Source organism: Peribacillus sp. R9-11, assembly GCF_031345095.1.
GTDB classification, from domain to species: domain Bacteria; phylum Bacillota; class Bacilli; order Bacillales; family DSM-1321; genus Peribacillus; species Peribacillus butanolivorans.
Genome location: NZ_CP133763.1, coordinates 2,342,970 through 2,359,805, shown reverse-complemented (window position 1 = coordinate 2,359,805; position 16,836 = coordinate 2,342,970). Strand labels below are relative to the sequence as shown.

General features: G+C 36.8%; 13 protein-coding genes and 1 pseudogene. 1 reads left to right on the top strand and 13 read right to left on the bottom strand.

The window, feature by feature from the left end; genetic code table 11:
* Nucleotides 1-88 precede the first annotated feature (88 nt).
* A complete protein-coding gene (locus RE409_RS11530) occupies nucleotides 89-1,327 on the bottom strand; it encodes an MFS transporter (protein ID WP_201180952.1) in 1,239 nt (412 codons plus the stop codon).
* Nucleotides 1,328-1,555: 228 nt separating this feature from the next.
* On the opposite strand from RE409_RS11530, the gene RE409_RS11525 reads away from it, so the two are divergent.
* The gene (locus RE409_RS11525; RefSeq protein ID WP_309558980.1) at nucleotides 1,556-2,407 is read left to right on the top strand and encodes a LysR family transcriptional regulator; all 852 of its coding nucleotides are present in this window, start codon (nucleotides 1,556-1,558) and stop codon (nucleotides 2,405-2,407) included.
* A 192-nt stretch (nucleotides 2,408-2,599) separates the two neighbouring features.
* Here RE409_RS11525 and RE409_RS11520 read toward each other — a convergent pair.
* The 12 genes and pseudogenes from RE409_RS11520 to truA all read right to left on the bottom strand — a co-directional run.
* Nucleotides 2,600-2,821, bottom strand: a pseudogene (locus RE409_RS11520) (heterodisulfide reductase-related iron-sulfur binding cluster); the annotation flags it as partial.
* A complete protein-coding gene (locus RE409_RS11515) occupies nucleotides 2,800-2,967 on the bottom strand; it encodes a hypothetical protein (RefSeq protein WP_207198838.1) in 168 nt (55 codons plus the stop codon). The pseudogene RE409_RS11520 and the gene RE409_RS11515, both read right to left, overlap by 22 nt.
* A 254-nt stretch (nucleotides 2,968-3,221) precedes the next feature.
* Nucleotides 3,222-3,746, bottom strand: a complete 525-nt coding sequence (locus RE409_RS11510) for a gamma carbonic anhydrase family protein (protein WP_201249634.1) — start codon at nucleotides 3,744-3,746, stop codon at nucleotides 3,222-3,224.
* Nucleotides 3,747-3,787: 41 nt separating this feature from the next.
* Nucleotides 3,788-4,960, bottom strand: coding sequence for a CaiB/BaiF CoA transferase family protein (locus RE409_RS11505; protein ID WP_242489107.1), 1,173 nt, complete (start codon nucleotides 4,958-4,960; stop codon nucleotides 3,788-3,790).
* Nucleotides 4,961-5,027: 67 nt separating this feature from the next.
* Nucleotides 5,028-5,996: an aminopeptidase gene (locus RE409_RS11500; RefSeq protein WP_201180960.1), complete on the bottom strand. Its 969-nt coding sequence runs from the start codon at nucleotides 5,994-5,996 to the stop codon at nucleotides 5,028-5,030.
* A gap of 38 nt (nucleotides 5,997-6,034) precedes the next feature.
* Nucleotides 6,035-6,799 (bottom strand): enoyl-CoA hydratase/isomerase family protein, encoded by a 765-nt coding sequence (locus RE409_RS11495; protein ID WP_201224844.1) that lies wholly within the window; start codon nucleotides 6,797-6,799, stop codon nucleotides 6,035-6,037.
* Nucleotides 6,800-6,815: 16 nt separating this feature from the next.
* Nucleotides 6,816-7,937, bottom strand: a complete 1,122-nt coding sequence (locus RE409_RS11490; protein WP_201180964.1) for a 2-keto-3-deoxygluconate permease — start codon at nucleotides 7,935-7,937, stop codon at nucleotides 6,816-6,818.
* 334 nt (nucleotides 7,938-8,271) lie between these two features.
* Nucleotides 8,272-10,056: a sigma-54 interaction domain-containing protein gene (locus RE409_RS11485; protein ID WP_201249636.1), complete on the bottom strand. Its 1,785-nt coding sequence runs from the start codon at nucleotides 10,054-10,056 to the stop codon at nucleotides 8,272-8,274.
* A gap of 1,068 nt (nucleotides 10,057-11,124) precedes the next feature.
* Nucleotides 11,125-11,331, bottom strand: a complete 207-nt coding sequence (locus RE409_RS11480; protein WP_309558979.1) for a hypothetical protein — start codon at nucleotides 11,329-11,331, stop codon at nucleotides 11,125-11,127.
* A gap of 206 nt (nucleotides 11,332-11,537) precedes the next feature.
* Entirely contained in the window at nucleotides 11,538-13,202 is a 1,665-nt protein-coding gene (locus RE409_RS11475) for an amidohydrolase (protein ID WP_309558978.1), read from the bottom strand.
* A gap of 213 nt (nucleotides 13,203-13,415) precedes the next feature.
* Nucleotides 13,416-14,621: an IS200/IS605 family element RNA-guided endonuclease TnpB gene (tnpB, locus tag RE409_RS11470; protein ID WP_309558977.1), complete on the bottom strand. Its 1,206-nt coding sequence runs from the start codon at nucleotides 14,619-14,621 to the stop codon at nucleotides 13,416-13,418.
* Nucleotides 14,622-15,626: 1,005 nt separating this feature from the next.
* Nucleotides 15,627-16,364: a tRNA pseudouridine(38-40) synthase TruA gene (truA, locus tag RE409_RS11465; RefSeq protein WP_201180972.1), complete on the bottom strand. Its 738-nt coding sequence runs from the start codon at nucleotides 16,362-16,364 to the stop codon at nucleotides 15,627-15,629.
* Between the last annotated feature and the right edge of the window lie 472 nt (nucleotides 16,365-16,836).

The following is a 16,836-nucleotide window of genomic DNA, read 5'->3' as shown; positions in this document are numbered from 1 at the left end:
ATTATTAGAAATAAACCGCTTGATTTTTGGGCAAATAGAAAGAGCATGTTCAATTAAATGATTCTTTTATAAAAAGTTTAAATATTTTCTACCTGTGTCGCTCAAAAATCGCACTTTTGCGATGACCCTTTGACCATTCTATTTTTATTTTTGCTCTGTATAAATTAATCGCTCCTAAAGCTACAGCGATTCCAACAAGATATAATGCTAGCTGATAACTATTCAATATATTTACGACTAAACCGAATAACGAAGGTGCTATAACAATAAATAATTGATTTAATGTCAAAGCTGAACTCACCGTTAAGCCTATATAACGGGGATCCGATTGCTCTGTGACACAAGCAATAAAAATTGAATACCAACCAATTGCTAAAAACCCTAATAGTAAACAGAATAGCAGCATCAATATTTTTATTTCTACATGAATGATTAGTGGCAACATCAATGTAAGAATTACTGTAAAAACCATCACAATAAGCAATAATCTTTCTCTATTATGCTCAAAGAATTGATCACTCATCCATGCGATGACTACCCGCCCAATCATTCCACCTATTAAAACAAGGCTTAAATATTTCCCTGCCTCTGTTAGGGAATAGCTACCTTCTTGATGAACATAACTCATAAAATGTGCAATGATAATCATTTGTAATGACATCATTACAACACCTACAATGTACATCGGATATAATTCTTTATTATTTTTGATAAGATTCATTTTCTCCTTAAAGGACACCGATTTCGATTCTGGAGGACTAGTATTTTCTGGCTCATGATAAAATAATAAAAAGAGTAGACCTCCTATAATTGCTACAACTCCTTGTACAACATGCGCGACTGACAAATTGAAATGATAAAATGTATAGGTTAACATTACAGAGGCTAAAGCCCCTCCTATTGGTATACCGGTCTGTCTTATTCCTAAAGCTAGACCTCTATGTTTGTTGGGAAACCATTTTACGATAGCAGTACTACCACCAGTTTGAGCACTGCCGTACCATATCCCAACCAATAATAATAAAAGCAGCAATACAATATAATTATTAACAAAAACGAGTGTTAATGCTGAGAGCCCTAATAAAATTGTCCCCCATCCAATAATTTGTTTTTCCCCTTTTTTATCCATTAAGTAACCAAACACTAACATTGAAAACATCGGACCAATATTTACAGCTGAAACAATAAAGCCTGTTTGCAATGGTGTTAAGTTCCATTCAATTTGATAGAATGTAGCGATAGGTCCCATGCCATATGTCACAAATGTTGCTGCAGTTTGTGATAGTGTAGCCACTAATACGATTAACCATTTATAATATGTATTCATTAATGCCCCTCCAATATCTTGCTATTACATATGTATTCAATCAGTAAAATTCGGCTATGGATATTTATTATAGAGTGAATAGTCTCGTAATCTATTATTAGCTTGTAGCATCATCTCGACTCCTTATTTATTAAGCTAACTAGAGTTTACTCTCCTTACTGAGAAGCGTAAAATGGAGGAAAATGATAGGATCCATAAATTTTTTTTATAGGGTGTGTGACAAACAAAATGAACATCGAAGACATTGCATTAAAAATTGAAATATTAAATCGACAAAATTTAAGTAAATCCGCAGAAATCACAAACTATACTCAATCCGCACTTACTGCTAAAGTGAAAAAAATGGAGTCAGAAATTGGAAAACCCGTTTTTAAACGAACACCCCAAGGATTGAAGATTACTAGCGTAGGTACTCAGTATCAAAACTATCTTCAACTTATTACTCAAGAATATGAAGAATTTTTACAATCCATTGGTGCCTATCAGCTTAACTCTAAAGTGAACTTTGGCACATCACATACAACCTTAAAAATCTACGGAGCCCCCCTCGCCAATATGTTGAATACGAAAGACATTCAATTGGATGTAGACTTCGCAGTAGATTCTAGTAATGCCATAAATCAAAAAGTACACAATTCCGAATTGGATTGTGCACTAATTAGCGAACCTATTAAAAAATACCCCGATTTAGCATACGATATTGTTGCCACTGAAACATTTGAGATTATTTCAAGTAATGATCATATAATCAATTTCGATCAGAAAACACCAATTACATTGCTCGTTTTGAGTAAAGGTTGTATGTATACAAGAGCTGTAGTTGATTGGCTTATGGATAATCAACTACAATATAAATTAAAGGAAATAAAATCTATTAGTAGTATTCAAGATTTTTTACAAATCAGTAATACCATTGCTGTATTAAATACTAAGCTTATTGACTTATACAACTATACAAACATTCACTATTACAATTTAAATTTTGACAATGTCCTTAATACCGTTTTCATTTATAAGAAGAACGAAAGTAAGCAGAACAATATTTTACAATTAAAAAATGTACTTGAGGCGATTTGTTAATTTTCTATTAATAATAGAATGTAAAAATTTTAATAGGAATATCGCATAAAAAAATCCAGTTTGAACAAAGAGTTTTCAAACTGGATAGGATGCAATGTAATTCATTCTCTGCTGACTTCCATTGATCATATACTTGATTAAATTCTTCCATAACAGTGAATAATCGACCAATTAAAGTGCAGATTAAATTTCCTATTTTGTTACTGCTCCTGCTTCAACTAGTAATTCTACAAGATGTAGAGCCCTTATACTTTCCTCTAGACCTTCCCTTTTTATACCCAATTTCATTTGTAACAAGCAACCGGGATTTGTCGTTACGATAATAGAGGCTTTAGTATCCTTTGCTTTTTCCATCTTCAAATCTAAAATATCCATGGATACTTCGTAATTAACTAAATTGTAAATTCCTGCTGATCTATTTTATTCTTCACCTGAATCACCATATCAGGGAGGAACTTACCAAAAGAAGCATTGTAACTATAACTATGTCTATCAGATATACTCGTAAAAATTTGGTTAGAAGGAATGATTTCCTTTACTTCATTCAATTTTAAGTCCATTTTAACTGACTCCATCGATTAACCAATATTTGTAGATACAATTTTCTCTTCTAAATATTCTTTTTTTCCTAACTTTTAATCGTTTTACTATTTCTACAAATTTGTTGGTAATTCGGCGGCAACTTCATGATGAACATAGAATAGATTCCTACAGACGCAGGTTTGTAAAACATTATTGACGCCTACTCACTTGCAAAATCCAAATAATTCTTCCCATTTTTGTCCTCTACTATTGAGTCTTAAGCTTTCGTAACTCAAATTTCATCCCTTTCCTTGTAATAATCACGTTTCCAAAGTTCAATATATTCCATCGCATTATGAACATTTTCATTCTTATCTTCTTCCGTTAGCTCCCTAACCACTTTAGCAGGAATTCCTATAGCTAGTGCTCCTTCTGGAATAATCCTGCCTGGGGGTACAACTGCTCCAGCTCCTACTTGTGCTCCCTTTCTAACGGTAGCCCCATCTAGAACTTTCGCTCCAATGCCGATCAAAGCCCCATCCTCAATTTTACAGGCATGTAGGATAGCTCCGTGTCCAACAGTTACCATTTTCCCTATATGTAAAGGGAAATCGGGTGTAACATGACAGATACAACCATCTTGTATATTGCTTCCTTCCCCTATTTCAATGAAATTTTTATCATCTCCCCTTAACACGGCTTGTGGCCAGACGCTCACATCTTTTGCAATCCTAACATCTCCAATAATTTGCGCTGACTCATGTATAAACGTTTCAGAATTAATGGATGGAACTCTTCCTCTTAAACGATGAATCACCAACACCATCCCCCTATCACTCTCGTAATTAATATTAGGTGTTATATATTTAACTCTTTATAAGATTGATCAGATTTTTCTAATCCTAATTCTTTTAAAATTTCCTCTGTATGCTGCCCTAGCAAAGGAGCTGCATTTCTTATTTGACCAGGATTTTTTGATAATTTGATAGGAATACCTAACGCCTTAATTTTTCCAGCAATAGGGTGTTCTAACTCTTCAACCATTCGCCTGGAAATGGTATGTGAATCAGTTAATGATTCTGGATAAGAATTAATTGGGCCGGCAGGTATCCCTACCTCTTCAAACTTCTCCAGCCAATAACTTCTTGGGCGTTTACTTGTTTTTTCTTCAATTAATTGTATGAAAACCTTTAAATGCTTGATCCGTGAAGGATCATCGACAAATCTTTCGTCATTTAGAAATTCGGGTCTTCCTATGATATGACAAAATACAGGCCAATGATGTGGCGTATCTGCTCCTACAGTGAAATAGCCATCACTCGCTTGAAAGGCTTGATAAGGTGCCGACAATCGGTGTCCGCTCCCAGTAGGCTCTGGTGTTTCACCATTAACCCAATATTGCGTGCTTTCCCAAACAGATAAAGCAAGGCCGGTATCAAATAAAGAAGCATCTATAAATTGACCTTCATTTGATTGAACACGTGCATACAAAGCAGATAATATTCCATAGGCAGCGAACAGTGCAACACCCAAATCTGTGATAGGCAACCCACACTTTACTGGGTTTCCGCCTCTTTCTCCGGTCACACTCATGATTCCCGTCATTCCCTGCGCAATTAAGTCATAGCCCCCGCGAGATGAATAAGGTCCATATTGACCAAAACCGGAAATAGAGCAATAAACTAAACGAGGATTAATCTTGTTTAGGGTGTCATAGTCAACACCCAATCGCTTAACTACACCGGGACGATAATTCTCAACTAGTACGTCTGCTGTTTCAATCAATTTATAAAATATTTTCTTGTCTTCATCATCTTTCAAATTCAGCGTCATGCTGCGCTTATTTCGATTAATTGCCATAAAAGCAGCACTTTCTCCATCGATGTGAGGTGGCCACCTTCTAGTATTCTCACCAGTGGGTGGTTCAATTTTTATTACATCAGCTCCCATATCGGCTAGTAACATACTGCAATAAGGACCTGCCATTACCTGACTGAGATCTACGATACGGATACCATTCAAAGCACTCATCAAATCAATCCCTTCTATCATTTACTAAATATTTATTAATCTATCAACACAGTATCCTCCATCAAACTCATAAATAAAGTTCATTGTTACGAAGAATAGTTACACCGTCTATTTCCACCATAGCGTCTTTAACAACCATATCGTAATGACCTTTTGCCTTAATTACCCCACCAATATAAGCATTTGTACCTAAAGCAACGTGAATGGTGCCAAACACCCCTTCGTCACTTAACATACTATTTTCTAACTCACATTCCGGGTTCATACCAATTCCAAATTCACCTGCATAATAGATGTTCCCATCTTCATCATTTCGTTCAATTAATATTTTTCTAAACAAATCTGCCTCCTTTCCCCCTGTAATGGAAACAGCCTTCCCAGCCTTAAACTCAACAACCACAGGAGTATCTATAAGACCAACTCCTGGTATACTTCCATCTACTACTAGGACCCCTTCTGCAGATCCTTCAACAGGTGCTATACTGGATTCAATGCAGTGCACAGCAGATATATCCTTGGTATTTGCAAAACCTGTTAATGCTCGCCCTTCCCTTCCTTTAATGGATAGTCGTAAATCCGTTCCTTGAGTAGTCGTTACCCTAACTACATCACCCTTGGTTAATAAATTTGCTACTTGTTCCACTTGGGGTCTAAGTGAAATAAAATCAGCTTGTAAGCCTTTACTCAACAAAATGTTTTCATGGGATTCTGGCAAGACTAAAACTCTAGCACCAGCCGCTTGTGCCTCATGACGAGCATTCGTGTGTGCGATGTTATAAGTAGTTGGAGCAATCACAACATCTACTTCTTTCATAGCTGCGGCAACTGGATCGGGTAGAGCATCACCATGCCCCTTTCTTGGTGGCATGGACATCGTAATCGGTTCAGCACCTAAAGAGCAGGTTACATCTGCCAATGTTTTAGCAATACTTTCTGTTTGAAAATCAGTTAAGATCAACACTTTCTCGCCTTCTACAACTCCTGCCAAAACTTTTATCAACGCATAGGCTCCTGGATACATCATAACTTCATTCATAACTTGTGAATCCTCCTCTTGGTCTATAAATCTCTTTATCATCTTCCTTGGAAAATTGGTATTTGTTTATTAAAAAAAGATTCAATGGCATGTTTATGATCTTGCGTATCCTGGCAAGTAATAAAAGCATCTAACTCAAATGCCATGGCTTCTTGCCAATTTACATCCATTGTTTTTTGAATTGTTTCTTTAGCATTCCTGACTGCAATTGGTGCACGTGAGGCAATCATTTTTGCCCAATCTAAAGCTTCATTCATTAATGTATTATGAGGAACAACTTTGCTAGCCAAACCACGTTGAAATGCTTCATTAGCTAATACGGTTCTCCCAGTTAATATGACTTCCTTTGCGTAAGCTTCTCCCATCAACCTTACAAGTCGGGTAGGTCCGACAACTAATCCTACTTTAACTCCTGCTGCACACAGCTTTGCTCGATCGGACATAATTCGAATATCACATGCTAGGATCAGTTCAAATCCCCCACCAAAAGCATATCCATTAACAGCAGCAATCACTGGTTGTGGCATTTCATTAACAACATCATAAATGCGGCAATCTTCTTCGAGAAAGTAGCGTACAGTCTCAGGGGTCAATTCACCTTCTTCATTTAAATCAGCTCCTGCACAGAATGCCCGGTCACCGTCTCCTGTCAAAATAATGACTCGAACATCAGTACGGGACTTTAGATTTTCCATATACGGCACAAATTCTTCACGAAATTCCTTCGTCAAAATATTCATTGGTGGGTTATTTATCGTTATGGTGCAAATCTGGTTTTCAATATTGGGCTTTATCCACTTCATTCGTCCCCTCACCTTTCTAAATTTGCTGATCCACTTCTACCGGCACCTCACTTCGGTTAGAGGAATCTTCTAATCGACCGTCAATCCCTTTGCTTCTCTGGAATTTATCCCAAAAAATCACAGCAATTGGACAAAGAATGGAAGTAGTAATAGTAGAAATAGAAATTTGAATTGTAGCTAGATTAGCTATTTGTTGAAATCTTTGTGCCTCGTCTAATGACATAAGTCCTGCTCCTGCAGCAACAGAAGCAGCAGCTGCTATGGCTGCTGGTGTTCCCACTGCATTCCCTGCGGTTGATGCCTCGGCAACGGGACCAATTGTACTTTTCTCACCAAATATACGATAAACGAGGACTCCTGTTAGAGCAGTAAAAATGACGGTTACAAAACCCAAGACAAGACCGCCCCAAACAGCTTCAGCATTAAAGAAACTCATGAAATTCATTCCTGCTCCTAGACAAAAAGCAAAAAAGGGAACAAGTAACGTTTCACCTGGCTTTAGAAATTCCCTAATGTCCTCATCCAAGTTTCCTAATAACATCCCTAAAGCAATTGGCAACAATACCGCGATGAATGCGATAGCAGGGAAGTTAATTCCTACTATTCCCAATGCCATCATGGTAAAGAATGGACCATCATTTAAGGTCAAAACAGAAATTGCTCCTACATCTGAACGGTTACCATATTGTCCGGTGAGAACGGCATACATTCCTTCATTTCCATTTGTCATTGCAGCAATAATGGCAAGAGTGGATAAGCCAAGCAACCCGTTCATAGGATCAAAAAAGTAACCGAATAGAAGTCCAATTGTTATTCCAGTCAAACACTTACTAGAAGTTAAAAGGATCCCTTTTTTTAAGGCTTTTCCACCCACTCGTAAATTCATCTGACTACCTGCACAGAACAAGAATAAACCGATAAGTGTCAATGTCCCATTTTTAAAGAGAGCTTCCGAAAACCCTCCTATTCTCATAAACTCATAAATGCCTTCTTCGACAGGTGTAACTCCTAATGATTTAAGAAACTCCATTACAAGTGGAATATGAAGCTGATCAATCGTATTAAAGAGTGCCCCCAACATGAGTGGGATCACCATAAGCCCCCCCGGTACTTTTTCAATCCTCTGCTTGATCCTCATAACATCACTCCCAAATGGAATTTTCGTAGAAAGCGCTTACAATTTTCGAAAGATTATGGAAATCGAAAATACATTAGTTTTTCATAAATCACCCTCACCTTTCATTATCTTTTTCAACTATTACTAATGCAATTACTGTACCAAGTTGTTAGGAATATCAAAAAAATTAAACAAACCCTTATTCTAGACGAATTTAGCTTTACTTTTCAGAGAATAGTCAGTAGCAAGACTCTTTTCTTTTCGCAAAATGCAAATTAAAAAAGGAGGTTAGCCCTAATAAATCTTAAAAAGGACTAACCTACTACCGATTTCTTCATTAATCGCAAAATGCAAACTACATTTGCATTTTGCGATTAATTTCAAACTTATTGATTTTCCTATAGAGAGTAGCTACGTTTATTCCTAAATCCTTCGCAGCCTTCTTCTTTCCATTCAATGAATCACCATGTTTTTTTAAAGATTCGATAATCATTTTTTCTTCCATATCTGCTAAGGTTAACCCTTGGTCTAAAACACTTTGATTAGTTTTGACCCTAACTCTAGTGGGTAAATTTTCTAATGTAATCCAAAAAGATTTTGCCATATTGATAGCGTACTCCACTGTATTTTGTAGCTCTCTAATATTTCCTGGCCAATTATAAGAACATAGACATGCTTCAGCTTCTGGAGTAAAGCCCATTACTTGCTTTCCTGTAATATTCACATAGTGATTAACAAAATGGTGAAGAAGGACGGCTACATCTCCCACTCGTTCTCTTAATGGAGGAATGTGAAGAGGAATAACATTTAAACGATAAAATAAATCCTCTCTAAACTCTCTATCATTTACCATTTGCTCTAAGTTTTTATTGGTTGCTGCCAGCACCCTCACATCAATATCTAGAGAAGAATTAGAACCTATCCTTTCAACCCTTCTTTCTTCTAAAACCCGCAAAATTTTAACTTGTAGATGAAGAGGCATATCACCGATTTCATCCAGAAAAATAGTTCCGCCATTGGCCATCTCAAACTTTCCAGGCTTCCCTTTTTTCCTCGCCCCAGTAAATGCTCCTTCGTTATATCCAAATAATTCACTCTCTAGAAGATGTTCTGGAATTGCAGCACAATTAATCGCCCTAAAGGGTTTGTTTACCCTTTGACTTTCTTGATGCACGGCCCTTGCGAAAAGTTCTTTACCCGTCCCACTTTCCCCCAAAAATATCATGGTGGAGTCAGAGGTTGCTATTTGCTTAGCTATATCTTTCACTTGTAGAATGGCTTTACTTTTCCCTACGATAATGTCAAAGGTTGAATCATCTACCTCTGATGTAATCGAATATGCTAATTTTTGCACATCCTTTAAGTCTTTAAATGAAATAGCAACTCCTATAATACGATCATCATGAACAAGTGGAATAATACTACCGATTACCTGAATCTTTTTATTATGTATTTGAAGTGAAAATTCAATGTCTGAATATCCTTTCGCTGTTGATAAAACTTTCGAAATAGGTAAATCAGGAATGATATCGGATACATTAAGAGTTAGGACTTCATTTCTTTTCATTTGCAGTGTCTTTTCTGCAGAACGATTTAGCTCTAAGATATACCCGTTTTGATCTACTGCGATAATACCTTCATACATCGATTGTATAGCCACTTGAAGCATTTGAAACATGTGTAAATATTTTCCCAACAGCGATTTTGCATTTATTTTACTGCTTATTAAGTCAGCCATTTTCCCAAGGTAATTCGATAAAACAAGGTGCCTTTCTTTAAATTCTGCCTTCTGTTCTTCAGAAAATGCGGTTAAGCTAATCACCCCTACGTTTTTCCCTTCATGTTTCAGAGGAAAGGACACATCTGCTTTTTCAGGGCAGTTTCCATGGAGAATGCAACTTTGACAAACATCATGAAAACCTGGTTCAAAGTTATAAACATGCTTTCCTGTTTTTATCACTTCTTTTATAATATGTCCTCGAACCGGCTCACCCACAACAGCATGATGACCACCTCCTGTAGCAGCAACCACCACTTTATTCTGATCATAAACAATGACTTCCAAATCCAATACAGACTTAATTGCTTCTGCTACCAAATTCACTTCTTCTTGCACTTCAAAAAGGATCGATTTCCCCATCTTCCTCCCCCTGTTTAGTAAGGCATAGATCCTTAATATTTTTCGTTATATATAATTCTTCTTGTTAAAAGGAATACCTTCTTTTTATAAAATGAGTTTATAAAAAGAAGGTACTCTATTGTGCTTTCGTATTCTTATATTACTGGGCGTGAATTGGCCAATTCTCGTTATTCTGCGATTACCAATAAAATATTATTGTGCTCAGAATAAACCGCTTCACATTTTTGCTTCAGGAATACGTTAGGACAAAGTAATCTCTTATGCTCTTTTATAAAAAGAAGTCTGGTTCTACAATGTTGAATCATAATCGGATATGTGTAGCAAAAATAACTGAACGACGAAAATCGATATCTGCATCTATTTGCACTAAGGACTTTTTGAATCGTATTAACTGGATAGGTACGGCCGGATGGTATTGTTGTTCGTAGTTGGAAGATTCCCGGCCATTGTTTAGGGTTTATTACATTCTTCCATTTGAAAGGCCGTTCAGGGGATGCAAAGAGAATTAAATAATTAATTGCCTAACTAAAGAAGTAAAGAGTAGCTTATAACGAATATTCAGATTGGCTTTAATTGTGACGATTCCGCATATCGCTACTTCTAATGCGATGGATTACTAGTTACCTATCACTTATCGTATGGGCAGAAGACGTTTGCATGCAATTCTTTTGCAAGCATATCGTCATCCCTTGAAGTTGTTTAATCAGAAATTTAATTCACTTAGACATGAACTGTGAATGATTAACCGAGACACCTAAATGATATCAAAGTTGTTATTTATAAAACCCGATAAAAAACTGTTTGTCTTGTAAATATTTGGAATAAGTTATTTTACCTGTTTTTTTAGGAGGAAGAATTTGAAGAATGTATTACCGCCTTACTATTGTTAGGTCTGGATGCCTGCAACAGTGCCGAAAAGTGGAAGAAGTTGAATGAGGGCCCTTCAGATTGCCTGTAGTGAAAAATGCCTCCTGAATAATCTAGCCTTTTAAAAAAACAAAAAAAATATGAAGAATTACATTTTATATGAATTCTCCACTTTAAAATCAAGCATTCATTCATATCATTCTATTTTACAGCAGGAACTATTTGAGGATTTTCAGTAGTATAATTTTCCTTACCCGAATTTAATGTCATAAAAGCGATAAAGCAAACAACCCCGAATGAAACCAATAACCAAACAGCTCCTTTAAATGATCCGCCAAAAGTGTTTATAACAAAACCAAGAGTTAAAGGAGCAATAAAGCCAGCTACCTGCATCCCTAGATTGACCAACCCCTACCGCAGAACCCCCTATTGCTTCTGGTAAGCATTTTAGTGGCAAGCTAAAAATAATAGTAGATAATGCCGCTGAAAATATAGGTATAATGGATTGATAATGGAAGGAAAATTAGAATGACGCACTCTTCAAATAATTATAGATGTTGGTATTTATAACATTAAGCTCAATTGTTAACGCCTTTTAAAGATGCAATTAAAAGTTAAGAAGTCCTTACCGTTTCTTGACCATATACTGGCTTTCCATCAATAAAAGTAGCCAGAACTGAAATGTCCTTAATTTCTTCCGGATGAATGGCTGTAGGATCAGCCTCGAGAATGGCAAAGTCTGCATGTTTTCCAATTTCGATGCTTCCTGAACACGCTTCATCAAAATTTAGTTTTGCTCCATAAATAGTCATGGACTTTAATGCAGTTTCGACATCAATACGCTGCTCTTGGCCTAAAACATGGCCCTCTCTCGTTATTCGGTTTACTGCTACCCACACAGAAAACAGCGGTGAGATTGGAGTAATTGGACAATCAGAATGCAGGGTAAACAGTAAATTATGAGCTACAGCCTCAGCTAAAGGGCTAATACGCCTTCCCCGCTCTGGCCCCAAGAAAATTTGTTTATGCCTGTCTCCCCAAAAATATACATGATTGATGAAAAAGGATCCTGCTACATCAAGTTCTTTCATCTTCACCACATCTTCAGCGGTGGCGCTTTGGACATGTTCGATTCGATGGCGGTGATCTGCACGTGGGCTCTTGGATAAAGCATATTCGTATGCCTCTAATATCGATCCGATGGCACGATCCCCGTTTCCATGGGTTGTGATTCTAAATCCTCGACTGTGCAGGTCTAAAACTTCTTCGTTAAATGCTTCTTGCGGATGGATGAGTTCTCCATAAACATCTGGATTTTGATAATACGGTTCCCGCAATGCTCCTGTTAAGCCTTGAATGGAGCCATCCTGGAACATTTTGGCGCTATCTAATTTAGCCCGACCTCCAGATCTTTCTTGGAACTCTTTGTCCAGTTGAGCAGGAGAATATCCTCCGAAAGCTTGTCCTTCACGAAGCTGCTGGTGCATAATCATTAATTGTGTACGCATCGGATTAATCCCTTGCTCAGCCGCTTTAAGATGAATCTCTAAATCTTGCAAATCACTAGTGAAGCCTACAGCTGCATCTGTATTCGTTGTAATCCCTTGAGCTAAATAATCTTTTGAAGCCTTCCCTAGCATGTCAATCTGTTGTTTTACTGTCATTTGAGGAATCTGTTTATTAATCGGTATCATAGCTGCTGGTTCATAGATTACGCCATTCAGTCTCCCTTTCTCATCCCGCCCGTAATGGCCGCCTTGAGGGTCAGAAACATCATCTGTTAAACCAGATAATTGTAAAGCGAGTGAATTAACTGCGGATATGTGTCCTGAGGTGTGTGTGATGATAATAGGTTTATTTGGCGAAGCCTTATCTAAGTCTTCCCGTGTTATATGACGCTTTTCATACAGAAGGGTATCATCATATCCATATCCCTTGACCCATTCCCTATTGGGAGTTTCTTTTGCTTTTGCTCCAATTACCTCCAATATATCTTTTATGGATTGATTAGGCGGTGTGCCGCAATTCACCTGTCTCATTATTTGGCCATACGCCAAAATGTGATTATGTGTATCAATAAATCCTGGAATTAAAGTAGATCCCTTTAAATCAACAACATTTGTACTTGCTGTCACTTCGACGGCACTTTTAGGAGGCTCGCACTCCCTCCAAATACCAACAATTTTGCCATTTGCTACAGCCACAGACCCAGCACGACGATTCCTATTATCTAAAGTCAGTACATTGGCATTTTTAAATAAAAGATCGATTTTAATCATAAAAAATCCCTCTATTCTTTAAATATTTCATCATTCCGTTAAGATTCTATTGCAATGACACTATGGTCTGCAGTAACATAATCAGTTACTCTGGCGGGGAGAATTTTTTTTCAAGGGAAAATAGTGGTCTTGAACTACCCACCACTTTTCGACCTTACGGCCTGATTGAAGTGGGGGATTCCTAAGAACATTAGCCTATCGGCCAATTTTTAATTAGGCTACTCCCGTAGTTCCTACGGTTAGAAGCCTTATGGCTTCATTCATTAGATTGAGTCCTGCGTTAATATCTCGATCGTGGTGAGTAGAACAAAAAGGACAATCCCATTCACGAAGATTCAGATGTTTAACGTCTTTATTTTGGTAACCGCAGCTAGAACACAATTGGCTAGAAGCAAACGTTTTAGATACGGTCACGATTTGTTTACCATACCATTTTGCTTTGTATTCCAACATTTTTTTGAATTGGTACCAAGATACTTCACTAATAGCTTTAGCTAGTTTGTGATTTTTCATCATATTCGACACTTGCAAGTCTTCCATTCCAATAGCGTCGTGGTTTTTGATGATTTCGGTAGAAACTTTATGTAAGTAATCCATTCGGGCATTTGAAATTTTTTCGTGTAGGATAGCCACTTTTCGTTTTTGTTTTTGATAGTTTTTGGCTTCAGCCAATGGTTTATTTTGATTCAAGGCTATTTCTTGTCGCCTTGAAAGAATCCGTTGTGCTTTGGCCAATTTCTTTTCGACCGTCCGGAAGAATTTTGGGTTTTGATAGACCGTACCATCTGAAAGAATAGCAAAGTTCTTCAAACCAACATCTACACCACACGAACGATTCGTTTTAGGAAGTACTTGTACATGGGTTTCGGCTAAAACGGAAATGAAATATTTACCCGAAGGGTTCCGCCTGATTGTGGCATTGATGATTCGCCCTTCGACTTCGCGGCTTTTAGCAAAACGAACTAGACCGAGTTTTGGCAATTTGATTTTGTTTTCAACAATTCCAATATTCCCATTCGTATGTTTAGTCGTATAGGACTGGATAGGATTCTTTTTCGATTTGAAGCGTGGTGACTTGTTTTGCTTTTTATAATATCGACTATAGGAATCTGCTAAATTTTCCACCGATTTCTGTAAGGCAATACTGTCTACTTCTTTCAGGAAAGAGTACTCTTTCTTTAAAGCTGGAAGTTCTTTGATTGTTTCGTATTTATTCAGAAAAGAACCTTTCCGTTCATTAGAGGGTAATTGGCCGTTCTGCTTCATTTCTTCACAAATATACCAGTAGGCATCTTTCTCCTTTTGTTTGCCTAAAAAGAAGTTATAGACAAAACGGGAGCAGCCGATCGTTTTATTGATTAGAACTAGTTGTTCTTTAGTTGGATAGATTCGAAATTTATAAGCTTTGTTTACGACCATTGGTTTCACCCCCTTATAGTTATTATTAACCATCGAACGTATGTTTGCAAAAAGATTACTTTGGCTTATGCCAACCGCCATTCATCTCCCCCTTACCGTTGTGCTCTCGCCCTTCACACGCTTTAAGAGGGAGTCTTCTGGTGGGAAATGATAAAATACATCCTTTCTTAAATGAATTGAGAAGTTTTAGACTACCATACATGCGCATTCATTCTTACTAGCATCTTTACCGTCCATCAACATCACGTCGTCCGAACCAGCAAAAAGAACATATTTAAATTAAATCATTTATATTCATAATTTTCAATATTTTCAAAATGTATTTTTCGTTTAATTAATTGAACTAAATTCATGATACTTAAGGTTTTGCAAAAAGGAAGAACATGAAAAAAATACACATTAGTCTGTCAACTGGTCCATAGGCCAATTAACGAAAAAACGCCCGGAATCTAGACGTGATGCTAATCTGCCTACTGCGAACATATCTACTAAAAAACCCCACATATTCTCATAGACTCTGCTCAGCTTTCAATAAGTTAATATAAAAATTTTATTCGCGAATAGCTTTTCAATTAATAATAACAATGTGAGCAGATCATTAATCAACTGCAATCGCCCGAAGCATGCAACATGAAAAAAGACTCAAATCCTTGTAAGGATTTAAGCCTTTGATAGTTAATGACCTGTGAGGGATTTAAACCCCCAACCTCACCCCTATCAATTTTCCGAACTATCTTTTAAACAGTATTTTTGCAAGAATAGAATACATTAATTCCAATAATTCAAGTACACAATGTTTTTTATGCAAATAGATTCTCTTAATTCCATTGTTTCTAGAAATTCTGTGCAATTTTTTATCATTGAATAATAATTGAGATGAGGGTATGTTTTTTTTGCGAAACACTCCACATATCCAGAGGGTATGTTACAACACACGGAATATCGGTTATGGTTTACAACATCAATCCAGGCGCATTTTGCATAGGCGGTGCATTTATATTTGGTCTAAAAATCAACCTTTACCAAGTACAACCCAGCTGCCTCCGCCATACGACCCGTTTGGATTCTTTCTTTTGACTCTAAAATACTTGGTATATTTTCAGCATCTATTTCACCCAACCCAACTTCTATCAACGTTCCGACAATCTTTCTAACCATATTATAAAGAAATCCATCCCCTCGCACTGTAATTTGGATGAAGCCGGCATTTTCTTCTATATCAATAGAATATATTTCACGAACCATGGATTTTTTCTTAGACTTTGCATTTGAAAAAGCAGTGAAATCATGTTCACCTATAAAATATTGACATGCTCTTTTCATTCTTGTGATATTTAGCTTTTTCTCAACATGCATACTGTACTTTCGCATGAAAGGATTTGTATATTGCTCATTCCAGATCTTATATAAATAGGTTTTATCCTTAGCATTATAACGGGCATGAAAACGTTCAGGTACTAGCATAACCTCTACAATGCTGATATCTTGGGGTAAATATCTATTCAAATAATTCATAATTTCAAATTCAGTCAGATTTTCACCAATCTTAAAATTGGCGATTTGAGCAAGAGCATGTACACCGGCATCTGTTCTGCTGCATCCGATGATTTCAATTTTTTCCCCTACCATTTCCGTTAATACATTTTCTATTTTTCCTTGAATCGTATCATCACTATTACCGAGTCGTTGCCAGCCCTTATAGCGCCCGCCATCATATTGAATTGTCAATTTATAATTGTTCATTTCTTCCTCCTAATTTTATTACTTCACAGTCATCTAAACAGAAAATTTTTGATAAAATACAAGTCCCCATACAACTCCTGCTGTATGAGGGAACATATCAGTTTTTCTTAAAAACACAACAAATTGTTAAGGTGTTATTGGTCTTTGTATTATATTGTAATGTGTTTTTGTACAACCAAAAAATATGTCTCCCAAGTTCCCCGATTCCCACCGTTCGAATTAAAATAAAGATTTCCGACTGAACCCCTATTTTGCTCCTTTTTTATTTCAAAAGACTTTTTTTGAGAGAGGAGAGAAAGAAAAGATAGGAATGGCAAGGGATTGACATAAAAAAAATCCCAAAATCGGAAATGTCTATTTTCACGAAATTAGAGTTAGAATCGGAAACGGTTATTATTGGGTTATACTTTTAAAACTAACTTTGACACACACTCCACATGTGCGAAGTGTATGTGGTGATACATGGAGTGTT